Genomic DNA, 15,743 nt, shown 5'->3' with positions numbered 1-15,743 from the left:
ATTTCAACCTCTGCCTTGTCGCCGGCCAGCGGAACGTTTGAACCTACTGCGCATTGATAAATCCACCTCATCCCGGTCTTCGTATGCGCCGGGCCGCTACTTCGTGGGCGTCCTGCCTGGGTGGTTTGTTGCGATGGAGTAATTAAACACAATGTTTATTCTGGTGTCAACAAAATGAGTTATTGCAAGTAAACAAAAAGTTCAATTAAGGGTGCGTTTTTGCAGGGGGAGTCTGTTTTTAGTGCTTTTATAGGACGTAAAACAGACAATTGGGGTGAGCTATGGACTATGAGGAGATTGGACAGATCCGCTATCAGGAGATGTGCCGTATTGTCGGGTATTGTCGGGGATGTCGTGTTCGCTATGGTCGCCGAAGGTCACGAAACCAAGCACGTGACCATAGCTGACGTGATAAGAACAGAGATTGCAAAGGGGTTGGGTAAGTGGGATTAAGATCAGATTCAGGTGATGGAACTGGCGGTGAAGCTGCTGGAAGAGTAGTGCAGTAAAAACCCGACGCGGGGCCGGGTTTAGATTAGGTTAGTTAGTTCTAGATCAGGGATGAACAAGTATTTTCTTCGCGAAATTAATAGTATCTTTATGATTATCAGCAGAAGTGTGATTAATCTTCTTAGCGTCCATTGTTCTCTTGATTGTATCAATTACTTTTCGCTGCCCCGAGCTTGGATAGTCGGGAACCTCAAGAGTGAACAGAATGTCTTCTGTTGCCAGTAAGTTTTCTTCTGCCGCTCGGGTTATCCTCATTACCCATGTGTCACTGTGCTCCATCATTTTTCCTGGCTCAGATTGCGTGAAGGCCAATGGTTTGATTGCACACTGAATTAAATTCTGTTTTTTGGCAACTAATGGCATTGTGAATTTTGCATAAAACCCATCAATAGATTCTGGTTTGAAGGCGTTTTTTAACCCATCAATTCGATCGATGCTTCGCTTTATCTCTCTTGCCAAAACATCTTCCCTGCGCTCTTTGGTGTAGTCAGAATGGTTTACATATCTATTGTAAATATGCTCCAGCTCTTCCTTTGGATTAGCGCTAAGCACCACCCTTGTGGAGCTAAACTGGAAGATTGACTCTTTCTTGGATGTAAAGTACCGAAAAAACTGAGCAAGTTGTTGATACCCAATGATCTGGCTAGCCTGGACTTTTGCAAACTGCAACTCTCTCTGGATAGTATCTTTCGCTACAGGGAAAATACAATCGTCATGGAAAAAGCTTCGAACACGAGAGTCGTTGCGCTTAGTTATCTGAAAGTCAAAGAAATTTTCTTTAGGTGCGCACATGACTACGCCAATGTTTGCGAATTCTTCAGTCTCCGCATAAGGCGCATATCTAACAATGCTATATAGACATGGTGTGGTCATGCTATCGCACTCCAAAATTCATCACGGTCGCCTTTCTCTAAGGTGCTATTGACGAAAGGTAAAAAATCATCATCAACTACCCAGTCATTTGGTACATCGCCAAAAATCTCCGGCACTTTGCATAAACTATCAACAACTTTTTGACGGTACTCTACGCGGTCAATCAAATCATACTGCCATTTGCGATTACCCGGCCCATAGACATGAACAATAAAATCATCTGGTTCTGCATTTTGATCAAAGGATAGATTATGGTCAATCAGATAATACTTATCGTTGCCAACATCATAAATGATATTGACGTTGCCGCCTTTATCCGTAAGTGTTCTGTCCGCATTTAATACCCATCTATCAAAAGCATAGATTAACTTCTGCTGTTCTATGGGTATGATCGCCTCATTTCTGGACTGAATAAATGTTAGGGCAACGGCACCGTCAATGTACTGTGATGCAAAGGCATGACCGGTAGAAATTTCACGTTTTAATTCAGGTGCATATTCTATTAGTTCTTCAGGAACAAATACGACTTTAAAGTCTGGTAGCGGAAGTCCGATATCACTCGCCAAACAACCAGCAACAAACTCAGCAACAAGATTCTTTGGCGGCATTGAAGGTTTTGATTTCAAAACATACAGTTTCCCATCATCACACTTACAAAGAAACGGCTGAGTCGACCCCTCGTTGATGCGGCGAATTATTTCAATGACATGGGGGATTGCACCATCATTATTTTTTTGGAGTTCCATCACCAGTCCTTAAAAGAATAATCACCTAAACACCCCGTTGATGCGCCTAGCTTAAGCTTTATCGTCCTTCTGGGCGGCAAGCCACCGGGCAACGGTATTATCCATGCTTCCTGTACGTCGGCTGTGAGCTACTCGGTATCACTCTTAATCCGCCGCCCCATGTACTTGGCGTACAGCTCATCGAGTTCCTTTAGGCGCAGAGATACGATCCGCAGCATGTTCTGCTGCTCTTCATCATTCGGTAACTGGTTGTAGAGTTCCAGGAGTCTCCGTTCGTCGGGTCTTAAGCCGTCTTTGGAATCAACATCCTGCCCTAAAACCCACTCAAGACTTACACCTAGCGCATCAGCAAGTTTTATTGCAGAGCTTTTCCCGACCGCTCCTCTAACAAACCAGTTGTTAACAGATTGCGAGCTCACACCACAGATCCTCGCTATATCAGCTTTAGATATGCGCTTCTGCTCAATGATTTCGTTAAGCCGCTGTACCTGCGGGTTATCTGCTTGGTGCGTATTTTTTCTCATATATCACGATTTTAAACTAAAAGTTTATCGTCTCAACATTCATAAAGTTGACAATAAAATAAACATAATGTTTAATTGCGGTGTAACTTAAAGGGAGTGGTTTATGAACGCACTTGAAAAAGCCATACATATCGCCGGTGACGCTACAAAACTGGCAGAAAAACTGGACGTCTCATCAATGACTGTCAGTCATTGGAAAAAACGCCATAGCGGTGTTGTACCGCAAAAGCGGGTTTTCCCAATCTTTAACGCAACCGGCGTTACGCCGCACGAACTTCGCCCGGATCTTTATCCAAATCCGAATGATGGTTTGCCCTCTCAAGATTTGGGGGACTGATTATGCACTCACTTCATTTTCAGCAGGATACCGGAGCGTGCCTTCCAAGATTGATAAACCGGTATCAGCATAAAACCGAAGTTACCCATGAAATGATCTGTTCTGCCGTTCGGGCGTGGGCTTCAGCTCTGGATAACCAGGATGTTGTTGCTGGGCTCATCGTTGCGGAATGGGAACGGCAGGGCGGTACCGGGCTGGATTTTCCTGACGACCTGAGTCGCCGGCGCCAGAAGATGTTCCGCTGGCTCGATGGTGATACAGATTACGCCCGCGAAAATATCCGGAAATTAACCCCGGCAATTCTGGCCGTTCTCCCCCTCGAATTCCGTAATCGGCTGATGCCTCAGGACGACGCTTTGTCGCGTCTGGCTTCAGCTATCAAGGAGTGCGCAGAGGCCAAGCAGGCTGTGATGTTGAATGCTCCCGAGCACCAAAAACTGAAAGAGGTCAGCGAGGGAATAGCCTCCCTGTTCCGGCTGATGCCAGAACAAACCGGCGCCCTGATGACCATCGTTAGCTCAATGCTGGGTGTGCTGTAGGAGGGTTTATGGGCTGGGGTGATTTTGTTCGTAACCAGGTGGAAAAAACACTGCTTCAGGAGGGCTTCTCGCTTTCTGTGGCTCAGGGGGGGGCAAGGCATGTTGAGGACCTATACAACCGGATGTCACAAGCCAGCCGGAAAGGCGCGATTTTTGATGACGCGCTCAGACATGGCCGCTTGTGGGCAGAGAAACAAACCAGCACAACGGAGCGCCGTGAAGCTAAGCGAGCGGTACGAAAGGGTAGTAAGCAGGCTGGGTTGTTCTGAAAAAGGCGAAAGCCGGACTGCTCGAACAGTACCGACTTTCAGGTGCAAAAACGAAGAGGTAATTGCGAGGTAAGTATGTCAGTAACCCGTGTTGAGGTAAACATCCAGCCAACTCACAAGTGTTCTTTTTGCGGCGCGAGCAATGTTGAGGTTGCAGGCGTTCTCATTGCCGGGCCCGGAGTCTCTATCTGCCAAAAATGCGTCTTTCTGTGCGTCGAAATGGTTTTTCAGTACGCCGAAAAGACCGATAAGCCAACGTCATAAGTTCAGGAGTATCTATGCGTGACTATGCAACAGTCGCACCGCAATTCTGGCTTGGAAAAACAGGCCGTGAACTGCGGAAAAAAGGCGCTGAAGCGCAGGTGGTCTCGTTCTATCTGATGACCTCGCCACACGCAAACATGCTCGGATTGTATTACCTGCCAATTCTCTACATCGCCCATGAAACGGGCTTGGGTTTGGAAGGGGCTTCGAAGGGGCTTAAAAGTGCCATCGAAGCGGGGTTTTGTAGCTATGACGAGGACACTGAGATGGTCTGGGTGCATGAAATGGCCGCCTATCAGGTAGGCAAAGCATTAAAGGCGGGTGATAACCGCTGCGCAGGGGTCAGGAACGAGTATGCGTCACTTACTGAAAATTCATTTCTTTCATCGTTTTACGAGCGTTACAAAAATGATTTTCATCTGGATGTTAAACGTGAAACATGCCGAATTTTGGAAGGGGCCACGAAGGGGCTACTAAGCCAAGATCAGGAACAGGATCAGGAACAAGAACAAGATAAAGATCTTTTGGGGCATGGCGACGCCACGCCCCCAGAAGGTGGGGCTTCCGATGATGCTCCATCTGAAAAGCCAAAAAGCAAATACCCGGAAGAGTTCGAACAGGCATGGCGGGAATACCCAAAACGTGCCGGTGGCAACAGCAAGGCCGATGCGTTCAAAGCCTGGACTGCCCGAATTAAATCAGGCGCAACAGTCCAGGAGCTAACCGATGGCGTTCGTAGGTACGCGGATTACGTAACAGCTGCCGGAAAGCTACATACCGAGTTCGTGAAACAGGCATCTACGTTCTTTGGACCCTCAAAGCACTACGAGGAGCTGTGGACGTTCGTAGCGCCTGCTGGAAAACGGGACCCAAACACGGTGTCCCAACCCGGCAAATCAATTCCTAGTGGGTTCAGGGGGTAACGATGAAAAACATGATTGGTACTGGTAGTGCGTTGGAACGGCTGAAAAAACTCATCCCACCGGGTGTAGAGCCGAAGTTCGGCAGCGTCGATGAGTGGCGTGCCTGGCAAGCCGAGGAAGGGCGCAAGCGCTGTGAGGAACTGGACAAGCAGAATCAACGCGCACGCTCTGAGAAAATCTTTGGACGCGCAGGCATTCAGGATCTGCATCGGAGCTGCACGTTCGCAAATTACCAGGTGGCAGGCGATGGCCAGCGCCGGGCGCTCACAATGGCAAAAAGCTATGCGCAGAACTTCGGTTCCGGATTTGCCAGCTTCGTATTCAGCGGCGCGCCGGGAACCGGGAAAAATCATCTTGCCGCGGCAATCGGTAATCACCTGTTAGCTGGTGGACACTCTGTGCTGGTGGTGACCATCCCGGATCTGATGTTACGCGTTCGGGAATGTTACGACGGCGGGCAGTCGGAGGCTTCGCTTCTGGACGACCTTTGCCGGGTAGATTTGCTTATCCTCGACGAAGTAGGCATTCAGCGCGGCAGCAGCGGCGAAAAGGTCATTCTGAATCAGGTTATCGATCGCCGCCTGTCATCCATGCGTCCTGTCGGCATCCTGACCAACCTGAACTATGAATCGCTGAAGGAAACCCTCGGGGCAAGGATTCTTGACAGGCTCCAGATGGACGGCGGCATGTGGGTGAATTTTGACTGGGATAGTTACCGCAAAAACGTACGCCACCTGCGCGTCGTTAAGTGAGGAATGTATGGCTAAGGCACTATCAGCTACAGAGCGCCGGGAATACATCCGCGCGATTATCCGCATTACCCGACAGCATGGCCGCCTGACGACCGCAGACGCAATTAAAAAACTGGGTCTGTGCCGTGACACCGTCCAGAAATATTTCCGCGATGCAGAGGCTACCGGTGAGGTTGTTCGTCACGGCCGATTAGGTTTATTTCGCGACCAGCGAGCCGTCATCGACTTTGACATGAAGCGATATGGGCTGGCGCCAAAAGCAGCAACCGGACTGAATTACAGCCTGCTCGGTAGTCCAGTATTTCAACGCGTTTTAGATATTCAGGAGGCTATGCATGGCTAAAAATTCAATCGACGCTTACGGCGCCAGCGGCAAGACGAACGTTTTGATGTTCGAGCCGGAAAATCTGCATCTGGTAACTGACAAAGCGCATCCACTTTACGACGAGCGTATTCACCTGCCCATCAACGAGGCGATGGTGTTGAACATCATGGATCAGGGTGTGCTTGAGCCGATTATTGTCTGGAAGGACCCCGAAAGCGGGCTGGCCTGTGTGGTTGATGGACGTCAGCGTGTCGCCACACCCTGGAAGCCAATAAGCGCCTGGTAAAATCGGGTGAATCCCCGCTGCTGGTTCCAGCAGTAACTAAACGTGGCTCTGCCGTTCGTATGGCGCAGGCGATGGTCAGCGCAAACGAAATCCGCCAGGCGGACACTCCATTAGGCCGGGCGAAAAAAATGGCCGACGCGCTGGAGCGTGGGCATGACGAACAGGACCTCGCCCTGATGTTCGGCGTCAGTATTCCAACCGTTCGCACAACGCTTGCGCTGCTGGATGCCACTCAGGCAGTTAAAGACGCCGTGGAAGCCGGGACCGTCACATTTACCCAGGCTCGCCAGCTCGGCACGCTTCCGCCTGAAGAACAGCGGGAAAAAGTTAAGCAACTCGAAACGGCGACCGCCGGCACTAGGGGGCACGAGAAAGCCCGCCGGCAGTGGCAGTTTCTCGGCGATGCAAAGCCGCGGGTCAAATCTCGCAAAGAAATAACCAAAGCCCTCGACGGTGTCAGTGGTGAGTATGCCGCGGCTCTGCGCTGGGTGCTCGGGGAGGCTGTATGAACATCGAAACGGTAAACGAGCTGATTCAGTCGCTGGAGAGCGCAGGCGAGCTGTCGATCAGAGAGGAAAAGTTTCTGAAGCTGGCGAGGTCTTATCAGCAGCTGGCTGCGGAGAACGTAGGGCTGAAGGCTGGGCGCAATTTTTTCATGTACAGCGATGATGCAGGGTTTGAGACGTACCCGACTCGCGAAGAGGCAATCAAAGCGGCTGAAGAGATGATCGATGATTATCGCGGGGATGCTGGCGATGGATGGCCGGAGGAAGCAGGCACAACCCGCTGGGGCGTGATTATCCAACAGGCCACTGAGTGTGATTACGAAAAGCCGTCAGCTGAAAACGGGTGGCAGGGCTCCTGCGACTACAGATTGCTGCCAGAAACCCCCGCCACCGTTCGCCGAGGCACTGGTGAGGGCTAATTTGCCGGAGCTATGCCAGTCAAAAGATATCGCAGCTTAAAAAAACGCATCAATTCAACCCGCTACGGCGGGTTTTCTTTTGCGGCCACCACTGCATAGTTAACAATTCGCGCTCTTAAGATATTGATCATTCCTAGTTACAGGTGTACTGTATATTCAAACAGTACTGTGTATAAATACATATATCAATACCTGTCAGGAGAATCCACCATGGCGAACGACAAGAAGAAAGTTTTGAATGAGAAACCTGTTACTCAGGAAGAAAAATCAAAAGCGCTACAGTCCGCCATGGGGCAAATTGAAAAGCAGTTTGGTAAAGGCTCAATTATGCGGCTGGGTGAAGGTTCTTGCATGGCTGTTGAAACCATTTCCAGCGGTTCGTTGTCTCTCGATATTGCGCTGGGCGGCGGTCTCCCGGTAGGCAGAATTGTTGAGATATACGGCCCGGAATCATCTGGCAAAACCACGGTGGCGCTATCTGCAATAGCCATCGCGCAACGGCTGGGGCTTCAGTGTGCTTTCATCGACGCAGAGCATGCGCTTGATCCGTCTTATGCGGCAAAGCTGGGCGTTAACATTGATAATCTGCTGGTGGCACAACCTGACACGGGAGAACAGGCTCTCGAAATCACTGATGCCCTGGTCCGTTCTGGCGCGGTTAGCGTGGTGGTAGTTGACTCTGTAGCCGCACTCACGCCAAAGGCAGAAATCGAAGGTGAAATAGGTGACTCTCATATGGGGTTGCATGCGCGCATGATGAGTCAGGCGATGCGCAAGCTGAAGGGAAACATCAATACCTCTAAATCAATTGTTATTTTCATTAACCAGATCCGAATGAAAATTGGCGTAATGTTTGGAAATCCCGAAACGACAACCGGCGGCAATGCCCTCAAATTCTACGCATCGGTGCGTATGGATGTGCGCCGGATCGGCTCTGTGAAAGATAAGGACAATAATCCGGTAGGTAATGAAACCCGCGTTAAAGTTGTAAAAAATAAAGTGGCGCCACCATTCCGTCAGGCTGAGTTCAATATTCTTTATGGTGAAGGTATCTCCCGCGCAAGCGAGGTTCTTACCTTGGCCGAAAATGCCAAAATCATCACTAAGGTGGGAGCATGGTATAGCCTGGGCACTGAACGCATCGGGCAGGGTAAGGCAAACGCTATGGAGTGGTTAAAGCAGAATTCAGAGGTGTTTGCCGACGTAGAGTTGCAGGTTCGCGAATGGTATCTGCGTCCGGACGCTGAACTGCCAGCATCCTCCCGCAAAAAAACCGTATCCGACGATGATGAAACTGAGGCATACACGGAATCCGAAGAATAATTGTCGCGAACATGATTTGTCATTGTCGCCTGACGTGGTAAGAGATAATGAAAATTGAACTGACGATTGATAAGAGTAAATCTTTACCAGACGGTGCTGTGCCAGCTCTTGAAGAAGAACTCCTGCGTCGCATCAGCAAAGATTATGCAGACTGCTTATTACGGATCCGGGTAGCAGGCTCAGACGGCCTTAGCGTAATCGGTGGTGCAGACGGAGACAAGCAACGTATACAGGATATTCTCCAGGAAACGTGGAAAAGCGCTGACGACTGGTTTTATTAATTCACCTTTAAAGGTGGCGGGCATTTTTAAAGTATCGCAACAAGCGTTTCCCTTTGATGCTGCTACCGGATTTTATTTTTGCGTCGGAATGTCGCTCTGGGGGATCGTGTGAGTGATAGTGTTGAAGTTCCCGATGGTCACGCGTGGTATGATGTCGTAAGGAGATCTGATGGAGCAATCATCTGTAGTTTCCCTTCCTCTGGAAGACATTTGATATACAGGTCTAATGGTATTGTTTCGATGCGACCATTATTGTCTGATGAAGAAATTTTTACGCTTAATGGGTTCATGAGGTTTGCTGAAAGACTGGGCTACCGCCTCATTCCACCTTCTGATAATATGAAATCAACGGCCTGAACAACCGTTAACCTACTGCGCCACGGAGATATACCATGGCGCAAACACTGCAATTCGAGAAAAGCTTTCAAAACGTCCTGATTTCTGCTGAGCCGGGAACCAGCGAATACCTGCAACTGATTCCCGTCGGGCAATTGCTCTGCGGTGAGTTCCGCAAGCCCCGCAACTACGCCTTCCACAAAAAGTTTTTCAAGCTTCTTACGCTTGGATATCACTACTGGACGCCGACTGGCGGACTCATTGAGCCAGCCGAGCGCGCTCTTATCTCCGGGTATGCCGATTTCCTTTCATCTGACATGGAGCAGCGCGCTGCGCTCCATAACGCCGCAGAGATGTACCTCTCTTCGGTGGGGCTTTCTCGTTCCCGTGATATGGCGCTGCTGAAGAATTTCGAATCCTTTCGCGAGTGGGCAACCATTCAGGCCGGTTTCTACGACGAATACCAGATGCCTGATGGCAGCCGTCGCCGAATAGCCAAATCCATCTCCTTCGCCAGCATGGACGACAGCCAGTTTAACGGCGTCTACAAATCGGTGCTGAACGTGCTGTGGAACTACATTCTGCGTCGCAAATTTCATTCTCCGGCTGAGGCAGAGAATGCTGCCAGCCAGTTGCTGAGCTTCGCGGGGTGATGACTATGAAAAAATCATGGTTCGCCCACACCGAATGCACAACAGCCCAGGCAGACGAGCTGGTGGCTAAATACCGGCAGCGGGGGATCAAAGTTGAACGCAGCTTAAACCCTGACTTCCTTACCTGGACCGTCAGCGCGCAACTGGTGGAGGACGAGAATCCACCCCGCCCGGATTCCCGCTGGCGTAACCGGATGTGGGGGTGAGCATGGCTAAGAGATCTCGCCGTAAATGTGCCCACTGTCGCGAGTGGTTCTATCCGGCCCGGGAAGGGCAGACCGTTTGCTGCTTCGAATGCGCCAGCGCGATCGGCAAAAAACAGGCGGCAAAAGCCCGAGAAACCGCAAAGAAAAAGGCGCTACAGCGTCAGCGCGAATCGGAGAAAGAGGGCCGTCAACGCCGCCGGGCTAAGCGTATTGAGCTGAAAACAAAATCTCAATGGCGCGGCGAAGCACAGACAGCGTTTAACAAATACGTACGCCTGCGCGACGCCGGTAAGCCCTGCATCAGCTGTGGGCGACTGCCAGAACAAAAGTTGGGCGGAACTATGGATTGTGGACATTACCGCACCCGGGGCGCCGCTCGTCATCTGTCGTTCAATCTGCACAATACCGCAGCGCAATGCGTCTATTGCAACCGTGACCGCGCCGGCGCTCAAAAGGCATTCGAGCAGGGGCTTATTCAGAGAATCGGCCCGGCAACCGTGGATGCCCTGAACAACGACAACGCCATTCGCAATTTCGACATCCCATACCTGCAGCGCATCAAATCAATATTTACCCGTAAAGCCCGCGCGCTGGAGAAGCGCCGCACTCGCCGTTCGGAGGCAGCATGAACCACTTCGACTTCCTGCGATACCAGGCAGAAAGCGTTAAGCGCGCCAGCATGCCGCCAGTAGCGAAACATAGTCAGGCCAAACCCAAACAGAAGGAAGCCGCATGAACACTCAATACCTTCAGTACGTACGCGAGCAGCTCATCGTGGCAACTGCCGACCTGAGCGGGGCAACAAAAGGGCAGCTGATGGCATGGCTGGAAAACGCCCAATTCGACACGAACACCTTCCCACGTAAAAAACAGCGCATTTGGGATGAGGAAACGGAAAAGTGGATAACGTTGAACAATCCTCCGATCCCCGGAAAGCAGTCACACGCTAAAGGCTCACATATACCGCTGGTACAACCGGTGGAGTACGTAACCGCATCATGGCGCCGTGCGCTGCTGTCTTTGGACGAACATCAAAAGGCCTGGCTGCTGTGGAACTACAGTGAAAACATCCGCTGGGAGCATCAGGAGACGATCACCCGGTGGGCGTGGGAGCAATTCAGTGCGCAGCTGGCCGGGAAGCGCATAGCGAAGAAGACCATGGACAGACTGCGTCAACTTATCTGGCTGGCGGCGCAGGATGCGAAAGCGGGGCTGGCAGGGCGTGAAATGTATAAGTATTGCGAGCTTGCTGAGATGGTAGGTGTAGAGGAAAAAAACTGGTCCAAGACATTTACTGAGCATTGGCAGGCCATGCTAGCTATTTTTGTTCAACTTGATCGAGAGTCATTGCTCGCTTTAACAAAATCACGTTCGCAACAAAAATCGACTTTTTCGCAGCAGAGTGTTGCAAAAGTAGATTGATTGGCATATATTTCGTGTAAATCTGATATTGTGCCACTGTTGTATGCACTGGCAATAAGTTGAATTTTAAGCCCGAGGTTAACGCCTTGGGTTTTTTGGGTCTTGGCCATTAAGTTATCGAAAAAAGAGCTATAGCCTTACAGACTTATGGTTCAGGTTTAAGTCCTCAGTGACGAGCATACCTAAATACCTCGGCACAACCATTTGACGGTTCAGGGGTTAAACAATTTTAGCGAGTAGAATACAAACTTTGATCTAAATCAAAGTGATATACACCCAACTTAAGAAATATTAAAGAATCGTAAATAATACTTCTAAGTGGTGGATTTATGGCGTTAAAAGACCTTTTTGTACAGACCGAACCTCGTAGGCGGCGTTATGGCGTTGCTTTATTGATTGGGCTTATTTCGGGTGTGGTTTCGGCATTTGTAAAATGGGGCGCTGAAGTGCCTCTTCCTCCTCGTAGCCCTGTGGACATGTTTACCACTGCATGTGGTCCTGAATCGCTAATCCGAGCTGCTGGCCAAATCGACTGCTCCAGAAACTTCCTTAATCCTCCATACATTTTTCTTCGTGACTGGCTGGGATTGGCAGACCCCAACGCGGCTGTCTACACCTTTGCAGGACATGCTTTTAACTGGGTTGGTGTAACACACATTATCTTCTCTATAGTGTTCGCAGTTGGGTACTGTATCGTTGCTGAAGTGTTCCCAAAAATTAAGTTATGGCAAGGGCTGCTAGCCGGTGCACTTGCACAGATCTTTGTCCATATGATTTCATTCCCACTTATGGGCTTAACTCCTCCGCTTTTCGACCTTCCATGGTATGAAAACGTGTCTGAGATATTCGGCCACTTGATATGGTTCTGGTCTATTGAGATAATTCGACGGGATCTCCGAAACAGGATTACGCATGAACCTGATGCAGAGGTTTCTCTAAATTCAGCGTCCAGATAAACTGAGCTACAAACACTAAAAGCCCAACAAGTTCGGGCTTTTACTCTCAAGGGCTGCGCAGTCGCGCGGCCTTTTTCATTTCTGGAAGATGCTGCTCAGTGGTGGGCGAACCGGTTTGAACCCCGTGGTGCCGCTAACGACACGGATTGGACTCCTCCATCTTCCGCCAGCTTTAAAGGTCAGCGAAGTGATGCTTAGTTGGTAACAGTAGGGCCAACAGCCTGAAATAGCATTCAGTGTTAAAGAAACTGGTCAAATTTTGATTGATACAAATGCAGAAATTAATATGATTTCTGTGTGATGAATCCCCCTGAGCGGAGGGCGCATCAGCAGACTTTGTTCTAACCCTACAGAGTCATTGTCAGTTATGGCGGAACACTATTGCTGAGCAGTGTTCACCGGGAGGCACCCGGCATCACACACATTACTGCGCGACACCCCCAAAGGCTCACTCCGGTGGGTCTTATCTTTGGGCGAAAAAAAAGCCTGCAACAGGAGCAGGCTAAAACAGTGTTCAATCAAATTGGACAAATCTCTGCTTTTATAACAGACAGCCTCATAAATTTAACTACATCCTTGAAGATGCATTAACCATAAAATGCGAAGGGTTATTTTTTTGTTTGACATCTTGAACTCTTCCCGCCAGTCCGCACCCATAAAAAACCCCTAGACGGCCTGAGCCATCAAGGGGAATGTTGGGTAGTGTTATCTTTTTTTTGGGGAGCCGGGACAAAGTGTAGTCGAAAAAAAAGCCCGCATCAGAGAGCGGGCGGGAAATAAAACAACTATGACACATATAAGGGTTCTGGAGGTCTCAATTCCAGAGCGCTCATGATAGTTTTCTAAGGCAGTTAAGTAAATCCTGATTTCAATGGCTATGCATATGCGTGGCCTTTTCTGTTTTGTGCCGCCAGAACGTCACTCACTCTGTGTTTTGTCGTAAATCCATCTGGCGGCCTTTCCCTATATAGGGCTCACCGACGGCGGTACATAACCCAATCGTCGGGCGCTTGCGCAGAGCCCGCCTATTTCCTTCACACCGCGCCATCCGTCATCAACGGAGGTGAGGCCTATGAAAATGCCCTACAAACAAGATTTCATCGCCGCTCTGCTGGCAGCTAAGGAGCAGGGTATCGGCGCAATACTGGCTTTCATTATGGCGTATCTCCGTGGTCGCTATAACGGCGGAGCCATGACCAAGACGCTAATCGATGCGCTTATGTGCGCGATGATTGCCTGGTTCGTTCGCGACCTTCTCGACTTTACAGGGCTGAGCAGCAATCTCGCCTACATCGCCAGCGTGTTCATTGGCTATATCGGTACGGACTCGATCGGCAGCCTGATTAAGAAATTCGCCGCCAGAAAGGCAGGAGTTGATGATGCAAACCAGTCCTGAAGGCATTGCACTGATTAAAGGTTTCGAAGGCTGCCGGCTTACAGCATATCCCGATCCGGGTACGGGTGGTACTCCGTGGACGATTGGCTTTGGATGGACATTGCCAGTTGATGGTAAGCCAGTAAAGCCGGGAATGACCATTAACCAGGCTACCGCTGACCGGCTGCTGAAAACAGGGCTGGTGAGCTACGAGAACGACGTGCTTAAAATCGTTAAGGTTAAGTTAACCCAGGGTCAGTTTGATGCGCTTGTATCGTTCGCGTACAACGTCGGCTCCCGCGCGCTTTCAACCTCTACTCTGCTGAAGAAGCTCAACGCTGGCGATATCAAAGGAGCTGCTGATGAGTTCCTGCGCTGGAATAAATCGGGCGGAAAGGTGATGGTGGGTCTGACCAACCGACGTCAAGCAGAGCGTGAGGTATTTCTGTCATGAAGATTGAACTGGTTGAGGACTGGAAAGGGTGCTGGAAGTGGTTTTCGTCATGGGCACTGACGCTGGCCGGTGCGATACCAGTGGTATGGGTGGAACTGCCTGAAGACCTGAAAGCGTCCATACCGCCGGGAGCCATGAGCGCCATCACGGCGGTGGTGGCGGGATGTGGTCTGGTCGGGCGTCTGGTAAATCAGGCTAAGCCAAAATGAGCGCCTCACTGAAAGTGTCTGTCATCATTGTACTGTTTGTGCTGGTTATCTGTGTTGGTGGCTGGCTCGGGTATCGCTATGAACGCAACGTCAGCCGGGCAGATGCTGCAGAGAGCCGGGCGGAGGCTGCCGCTCAGGACTCGAGTCAGGCAGAGACGGTGACAGAGAATGTCATGAAAACCGTATCGATAATCAACACCATTTCGCAGGCGGTCACTGATGAAAAGCAGCAGAACAGTGAAGAGAGCACGACGCGGGCGAGTGATATCAGACAGGCCGTTAAGGACGATAGCTGTGCTGTTAAGCCTGTTCCTGCTGTCGCAACTGACAGCCTGCGTACGCACCGAAACAAAATACGTACCCGCTCAGCCGGTACCACTTCCGGCAAACCTGACGGCTGACTGCCCTGTACCCGAAATCCCTGACCCGTTCACCTGGGGCGACAGCCTGACTCTGAATGAGCAGCTGCTGACAGCGCTGGAAAACTGCAATACCGATAAATCCGCTATCCGTAAAATTGAACAATCGAGGCAGACCCGATGACCACACTACTGACGTATATCAATTCCTGCATTCTGGCCGCAATGCTTATCGCCGGAGGCTGGGTGAAAATCCGCGACTATTTCCGCAACAAGACCGCAGCAAAAGCTGAAGCCGCAGAAGTAGCAGCAAAAGCCAAAGCTGATGAGATTGAAGCCGCTGTGCAGGAACGCCTGAAGAAATTGCAGGCTGATGCTGCAGCCGCGCCAGAAGCAACGGCGACAAGCGGCACCGGCCCCACTGTGCAGTAAACCAGTTCACACAACAGAGGAAATATACATGGATATAACCAAATCCGACCTCGCCATTGTTCTCGCTGATGCAGAAGTGGCGGCGCTGGTGAAAAACAAAATCATCGCGCTGAAAACTGACGGCATCGACGCGGCATTGCAGGAGGAATTCAAAAACGCGGGTTTTGTGAAAGACGCTGACGCGCTGACAGTGAGTGACGACAACGTGGAAGTGGCTAGGGGCGCCACCGTGGTTATCGACGTGACCGCCACCGGCGACAGTCCGATCACGGTCAGGGCTGCTGATGAAAACCTGTCAACGGCAACCTATGCAGACGGCAAACTGACGATTAAGGGCGTTAACGCTGGCGCAACCACGGCGACGTTAACAAAAGGCGCCGTTAACGTGCCGGTCAAAATCACGGTTAAGTAAGGCATTACAGAAGCCCTTCCCCGAGGGGCTTCGATAATGCTTTGAGTGGGCT

29 protein-coding genes and 1 pseudogene are annotated in these 15,743 nt (G+C 50.4%); 27 read left to right on the top strand and 3 right to left on the bottom strand.

What is annotated here, in order from left to right; all coding sequences use genetic code 11:
- Positions 1-281: 281 nt before the first annotated feature.
- Positions 282-407: a DUF2767 family protein gene (locus AC1M2H_RS18385; protein ID WP_480148498.1), complete on the top strand. Its 126-nt coding sequence runs from the start codon at positions 282-284 to the stop codon at positions 405-407.
- On the top strand, positions 394-453 hold the full coding sequence (locus AC1M2H_RS18380) for a DUF2767 family protein (protein WP_480151981.1): 60 nt from the start codon (positions 394-396) through the stop codon (positions 451-453). Before AC1M2H_RS18385 ends, AC1M2H_RS18380 begins: the two co-directional genes overlap by 14 nt.
- A 102-nt stretch (positions 454-555) precedes the next feature.
- Here AC1M2H_RS18380 and AC1M2H_RS18375 read toward each other — a convergent pair whose 3' ends face one another.
- The 3 genes from AC1M2H_RS18375 to AC1M2H_RS18365 form a co-directional block, all read right to left on the bottom strand.
- Positions 556-1,383 (bottom strand): DUF3037 domain-containing protein, encoded by an 828-nt coding sequence (locus AC1M2H_RS18375; RefSeq protein WP_480148497.1) that lies wholly within the window; start codon positions 1,381-1,383, stop codon positions 556-558.
- Complete coding sequence (locus AC1M2H_RS18370) at positions 1,380-2,129, bottom strand: HipA family kinase (RefSeq protein ID WP_480148496.1); 750 nt, start codon at positions 2,127-2,129, stop codon at positions 1,380-1,382. Before AC1M2H_RS18370 ends, AC1M2H_RS18375 begins: the two co-directional genes overlap by 4 nt.
- Positions 2,130-2,257: 128 nt before the next feature.
- The gene (locus tag AC1M2H_RS18365) at positions 2,258-2,653 is read right to left on the bottom strand and encodes a helix-turn-helix domain-containing protein (protein ID WP_480148495.1); all 396 of its coding nucleotides are present in this window, start codon (positions 2,651-2,653) and stop codon (positions 2,258-2,260) included.
- 103 nt (positions 2,654-2,756) lie between these two features.
- On the opposite strand from AC1M2H_RS18365, the gene AC1M2H_RS18360 reads away from it, so the two are divergent.
- The 25 genes and pseudogenes from AC1M2H_RS18360 (at position 2,757) to AC1M2H_RS18240 (ending at position 15,691) form a co-directional block, all read left to right on the top strand.
- Positions 2,757-2,990, top strand: coding sequence for a transcriptional regulator (locus AC1M2H_RS18360; RefSeq protein ID WP_110275605.1), 234 nt, complete (start codon positions 2,757-2,759; stop codon positions 2,988-2,990).
- 2 nt (positions 2,991-2,992) lie between these two features.
- Positions 2,993-3,529, top strand: coding sequence for a toxin YdaT domain-containing protein (locus tag AC1M2H_RS18355; protein WP_480148494.1), 537 nt, complete (start codon positions 2,993-2,995; stop codon positions 3,527-3,529).
- A gap of 8 nt (positions 3,530-3,537) precedes the next feature.
- On the top strand, positions 3,538-3,798 hold the full coding sequence (locus AC1M2H_RS18350) for a hypothetical protein (RefSeq protein WP_480148493.1): 261 nt from the start codon (positions 3,538-3,540) through the stop codon (positions 3,796-3,798).
- Positions 3,799-3,873: 75 nt separating this feature from the next.
- A complete protein-coding gene (locus tag AC1M2H_RS18345) occupies positions 3,874-4,062 on the top strand; it encodes a ClpX C4-type zinc finger protein (protein ID WP_243216753.1) in 189 nt (62 codons plus the stop codon).
- Positions 4,063-4,076: 14 nt separating this feature from the next.
- On the top strand, positions 4,077-4,985 hold the full coding sequence (locus AC1M2H_RS18340) for a DNA-binding protein (RefSeq protein ID WP_480148492.1): 909 nt from the start codon (positions 4,077-4,079) through the stop codon (positions 4,983-4,985).
- A gap of 2 nt (positions 4,986-4,987) precedes the next feature.
- Positions 4,988-5,737, top strand: a complete 750-nt coding sequence (locus AC1M2H_RS18335) for an ATP-binding protein (RefSeq protein WP_480148491.1) — start codon at positions 4,988-4,990, stop codon at positions 5,735-5,737.
- Positions 5,738-5,744: 7 nt separating this feature from the next.
- Entirely contained in the window at positions 5,745-6,080 is a 336-nt protein-coding gene (locus AC1M2H_RS18330) for a DUF977 family protein (RefSeq protein WP_480148490.1), read from the top strand.
- Positions 6,073-6,857, top strand: a pseudogene (locus AC1M2H_RS18325) (ParB/RepB/Spo0J family partition protein). Before AC1M2H_RS18330 ends, AC1M2H_RS18325 begins: the two are co-directional and overlap by 8 nt.
- On the top strand, positions 6,854-7,273 hold the full coding sequence (locus AC1M2H_RS18320; protein WP_480148489.1) for a hypothetical protein: 420 nt from the start codon (positions 6,854-6,856) through the stop codon (positions 7,271-7,273). The pseudogene AC1M2H_RS18325 and the gene AC1M2H_RS18320 overlap by 4 nt, the downstream one beginning before the upstream one ends.
- Positions 7,274-7,483: 210 nt before the next feature.
- Entirely contained in the window at positions 7,484-8,596 is a 1,113-nt protein-coding gene (gene recA / locus AC1M2H_RS18315) for a recombinase RecA (RefSeq protein WP_480148488.1), read from the top strand.
- Between the two features lie 47 nt (positions 8,597-8,643).
- Complete coding sequence (locus AC1M2H_RS18310; RefSeq protein ID WP_480148487.1) at positions 8,644-8,877, top strand: DinI-like family protein; 234 nt, start codon at positions 8,644-8,646, stop codon at positions 8,875-8,877.
- Between the two features lie 108 nt (positions 8,878-8,985).
- Complete coding sequence (locus AC1M2H_RS18305; RefSeq protein ID WP_480148486.1) at positions 8,986-9,234, top strand: hypothetical protein; 249 nt, start codon at positions 8,986-8,988, stop codon at positions 9,232-9,234.
- A gap of 35 nt (positions 9,235-9,269) precedes the next feature.
- Positions 9,270-9,866, top strand: coding sequence for a DUF1367 family protein (locus AC1M2H_RS18300; RefSeq protein ID WP_480148485.1), 597 nt, complete (start codon positions 9,270-9,272; stop codon positions 9,864-9,866).
- Positions 9,866-10,072, top strand: coding sequence for a hypothetical protein (locus AC1M2H_RS18295; RefSeq protein ID WP_480148484.1), 207 nt, complete (start codon positions 9,866-9,868; stop codon positions 10,070-10,072). The genes AC1M2H_RS18300 and AC1M2H_RS18295 overlap by 1 nt, the downstream gene beginning before the upstream one ends.
- A 2-nt stretch (positions 10,073-10,074) precedes the next feature.
- The gene (locus tag AC1M2H_RS18290) at positions 10,075-10,701 is read left to right on the top strand and encodes a recombination protein NinG (protein ID WP_480148483.1); all 627 of its coding nucleotides are present in this window, start codon (positions 10,075-10,077) and stop codon (positions 10,699-10,701) included.
- Positions 10,698-10,808 carry a hypothetical protein gene (locus tag AC1M2H_RS18285; protein WP_480148482.1) on the top strand — a complete coding sequence of 37 codons (111 nt, stop codon included), beginning with the start codon at positions 10,698-10,700 and terminating at the stop codon, positions 10,806-10,808. The genes AC1M2H_RS18290 and AC1M2H_RS18285 overlap by 4 nt, the downstream gene beginning before the upstream one ends.
- Positions 10,805-11,494 (top strand): bacteriophage antitermination protein Q, encoded by a 690-nt coding sequence (locus AC1M2H_RS18280; RefSeq protein WP_480148481.1) that lies wholly within the window; start codon positions 10,805-10,807, stop codon positions 11,492-11,494. The genes AC1M2H_RS18285 and AC1M2H_RS18280 overlap by 4 nt, the downstream gene beginning before the upstream one ends.
- Positions 11,495-11,823: 329 nt before the next feature.
- A complete protein-coding gene (locus tag AC1M2H_RS18275; RefSeq protein ID WP_480148480.1) occupies positions 11,824-12,450 on the top strand; it encodes a YagU family protein in 627 nt (208 codons plus the stop codon).
- A gap of 1,072 nt (positions 12,451-13,522) precedes the next feature.
- Entirely contained in the window at positions 13,523-13,846 is a 324-nt protein-coding gene (locus tag AC1M2H_RS18270; RefSeq protein WP_316541870.1) for a phage holin, lambda family, read from the top strand.
- On the top strand, positions 13,827-14,279 hold the full coding sequence (locus AC1M2H_RS18265) for a lysozyme (protein ID WP_480148479.1): 453 nt from the start codon (positions 13,827-13,829) through the stop codon (positions 14,277-14,279). The genes AC1M2H_RS18270 and AC1M2H_RS18265 overlap by 20 nt, the downstream gene beginning before the upstream one ends.
- Entirely contained in the window at positions 14,276-14,488 is a 213-nt protein-coding gene (locus AC1M2H_RS18260) for a DUF7940 domain-containing protein (protein WP_480148478.1), read from the top strand. The genes AC1M2H_RS18265 and AC1M2H_RS18260 overlap by 4 nt, the downstream gene beginning before the upstream one ends.
- On the top strand, positions 14,485-14,889 hold the full coding sequence (locus AC1M2H_RS18255; protein WP_480152065.1) for a DUF2570 domain-containing protein: 405 nt from the start codon (positions 14,485-14,487) through the stop codon (positions 14,887-14,889). Before AC1M2H_RS18260 ends, AC1M2H_RS18255 begins: the two co-directional genes overlap by 4 nt.
- Positions 14,783-15,031 carry an Rz1-like lysis system protein LysC gene (gene lysC, locus AC1M2H_RS18250; protein WP_480148477.1) on the top strand — a complete coding sequence of 83 codons (249 nt, stop codon included), beginning with the start codon at positions 14,783-14,785 and terminating at the stop codon, positions 15,029-15,031. The genes AC1M2H_RS18255 and lysC overlap by 107 nt, the downstream gene beginning before the upstream one ends.
- On the top strand, positions 15,028-15,279 hold the full coding sequence (locus AC1M2H_RS18245; protein ID WP_480148476.1) for a DUF1378 family protein: 252 nt from the start codon (positions 15,028-15,030) through the stop codon (positions 15,277-15,279). Before lysC ends, AC1M2H_RS18245 begins: the two co-directional genes overlap by 4 nt.
- A gap of 28 nt (positions 15,280-15,307) precedes the next feature.
- On the top strand, positions 15,308-15,691 hold the full coding sequence (locus tag AC1M2H_RS18240) for a hypothetical protein (protein WP_480148475.1): 384 nt from the start codon (positions 15,308-15,310) through the stop codon (positions 15,689-15,691).
- The last annotated feature ends 52 nt before the right edge of the window (positions 15,692-15,743 follow it).

It is taken from the genome of Klebsiella sp. F11 (genome assembly GCF_056712265.1).
Note: the sequence above shows the minus strand (reverse complement) of the source record. Positions and strands in the feature narration are given on the sequence as shown.

Excerpts from the sequence above, each read along its gene's own strand:
- AC1M2H_RS18385 (WP_480148498.1), top strand. The coding sequence starts at position 282 with ATGGACTATGAGGAGATTGGACAGATCCGCTATCAGGAGATGTGCCGT.
- AC1M2H_RS18375 (WP_480148497.1), bottom strand. The coding sequence starts at position 1,383 with ATGACCACACCATGTCTATATAGCATTGTTAGATATGCGCCTTATGCG.
- AC1M2H_RS18370 (WP_480148496.1), bottom strand. The coding sequence starts at position 2,129 with ATGGAACTCCAAAAAAATAATGATGGTGCAATCCCCCATGTCATTGAA.
- AC1M2H_RS18365 (WP_480148495.1), bottom strand. The coding sequence starts at position 2,653 with ATGAGAAAAAATACGCACCAAGCAGATAACCCGCAGGTACAGCGGCTT.
- AC1M2H_RS18360 (WP_110275605.1), top strand. The coding sequence starts at position 2,757 with ATGAACGCACTTGAAAAAGCCATACATATCGCCGGTGACGCTACAAAA.
- AC1M2H_RS18355 (WP_480148494.1), top strand. The coding sequence starts at position 2,993 with ATGCACTCACTTCATTTTCAGCAGGATACCGGAGCGTGCCTTCCAAGA.
- AC1M2H_RS18350 (WP_480148493.1), top strand. The coding sequence starts at position 3,538 with ATGGGCTGGGGTGATTTTGTTCGTAACCAGGTGGAAAAAACACTGCTT.
- AC1M2H_RS18345 (WP_243216753.1), top strand. The coding sequence starts at position 3,874 with ATGTCAGTAACCCGTGTTGAGGTAAACATCCAGCCAACTCACAAGTGT.
- AC1M2H_RS18340 (WP_480148492.1), top strand. The coding sequence starts at position 4,077 with ATGCGTGACTATGCAACAGTCGCACCGCAATTCTGGCTTGGAAAAACA.
- AC1M2H_RS18335 (WP_480148491.1), top strand. The coding sequence starts at position 4,988 with ATGAAAAACATGATTGGTACTGGTAGTGCGTTGGAACGGCTGAAAAAA.
- AC1M2H_RS18330 (WP_480148490.1), top strand. The coding sequence starts at position 5,745 with ATGGCTAAGGCACTATCAGCTACAGAGCGCCGGGAATACATCCGCGCG.
- AC1M2H_RS18320 (WP_480148489.1), top strand. The coding sequence starts at position 6,854 with ATGAACATCGAAACGGTAAACGAGCTGATTCAGTCGCTGGAGAGCGCA.
- recA (WP_480148488.1), top strand. The coding sequence starts at position 7,484 with ATGGCGAACGACAAGAAGAAAGTTTTGAATGAGAAACCTGTTACTCAG.
- AC1M2H_RS18310 (WP_480148487.1), top strand. The coding sequence starts at position 8,644 with ATGAAAATTGAACTGACGATTGATAAGAGTAAATCTTTACCAGACGGT.
- AC1M2H_RS18300 (WP_480148485.1), top strand. The coding sequence starts at position 9,270 with ATGGCGCAAACACTGCAATTCGAGAAAAGCTTTCAAAACGTCCTGATT.
- AC1M2H_RS18295 (WP_480148484.1), top strand. The coding sequence starts at position 9,866 with ATGACTATGAAAAAATCATGGTTCGCCCACACCGAATGCACAACAGCC.
- AC1M2H_RS18290 (WP_480148483.1), top strand. The coding sequence starts at position 10,075 with ATGGCTAAGAGATCTCGCCGTAAATGTGCCCACTGTCGCGAGTGGTTC.
- AC1M2H_RS18285 (WP_480148482.1), top strand. The coding sequence starts at position 10,698 with ATGAACCACTTCGACTTCCTGCGATACCAGGCAGAAAGCGTTAAGCGC.
- AC1M2H_RS18280 (WP_480148481.1), top strand. The coding sequence starts at position 10,805 with ATGAACACTCAATACCTTCAGTACGTACGCGAGCAGCTCATCGTGGCA.
- AC1M2H_RS18275 (WP_480148480.1), top strand. The coding sequence starts at position 11,824 with ATGGCGTTAAAAGACCTTTTTGTACAGACCGAACCTCGTAGGCGGCGT.
- AC1M2H_RS18270 (WP_316541870.1), top strand. The coding sequence starts at position 13,523 with ATGAAAATGCCCTACAAACAAGATTTCATCGCCGCTCTGCTGGCAGCT.
- AC1M2H_RS18265 (WP_480148479.1), top strand. The coding sequence starts at position 13,827 with ATGATGCAAACCAGTCCTGAAGGCATTGCACTGATTAAAGGTTTCGAA.
- AC1M2H_RS18260 (WP_480148478.1), top strand. The coding sequence starts at position 14,276 with ATGAAGATTGAACTGGTTGAGGACTGGAAAGGGTGCTGGAAGTGGTTT.
- AC1M2H_RS18255 (WP_480152065.1), top strand. The coding sequence starts at position 14,485 with ATGAGCGCCTCACTGAAAGTGTCTGTCATCATTGTACTGTTTGTGCTG.
- AC1M2H_RS18245 (WP_480148476.1), top strand. The coding sequence starts at position 15,028 with ATGACCACACTACTGACGTATATCAATTCCTGCATTCTGGCCGCAATG.
- AC1M2H_RS18240 (WP_480148475.1), top strand. The coding sequence starts at position 15,308 with ATGGATATAACCAAATCCGACCTCGCCATTGTTCTCGCTGATGCAGAA.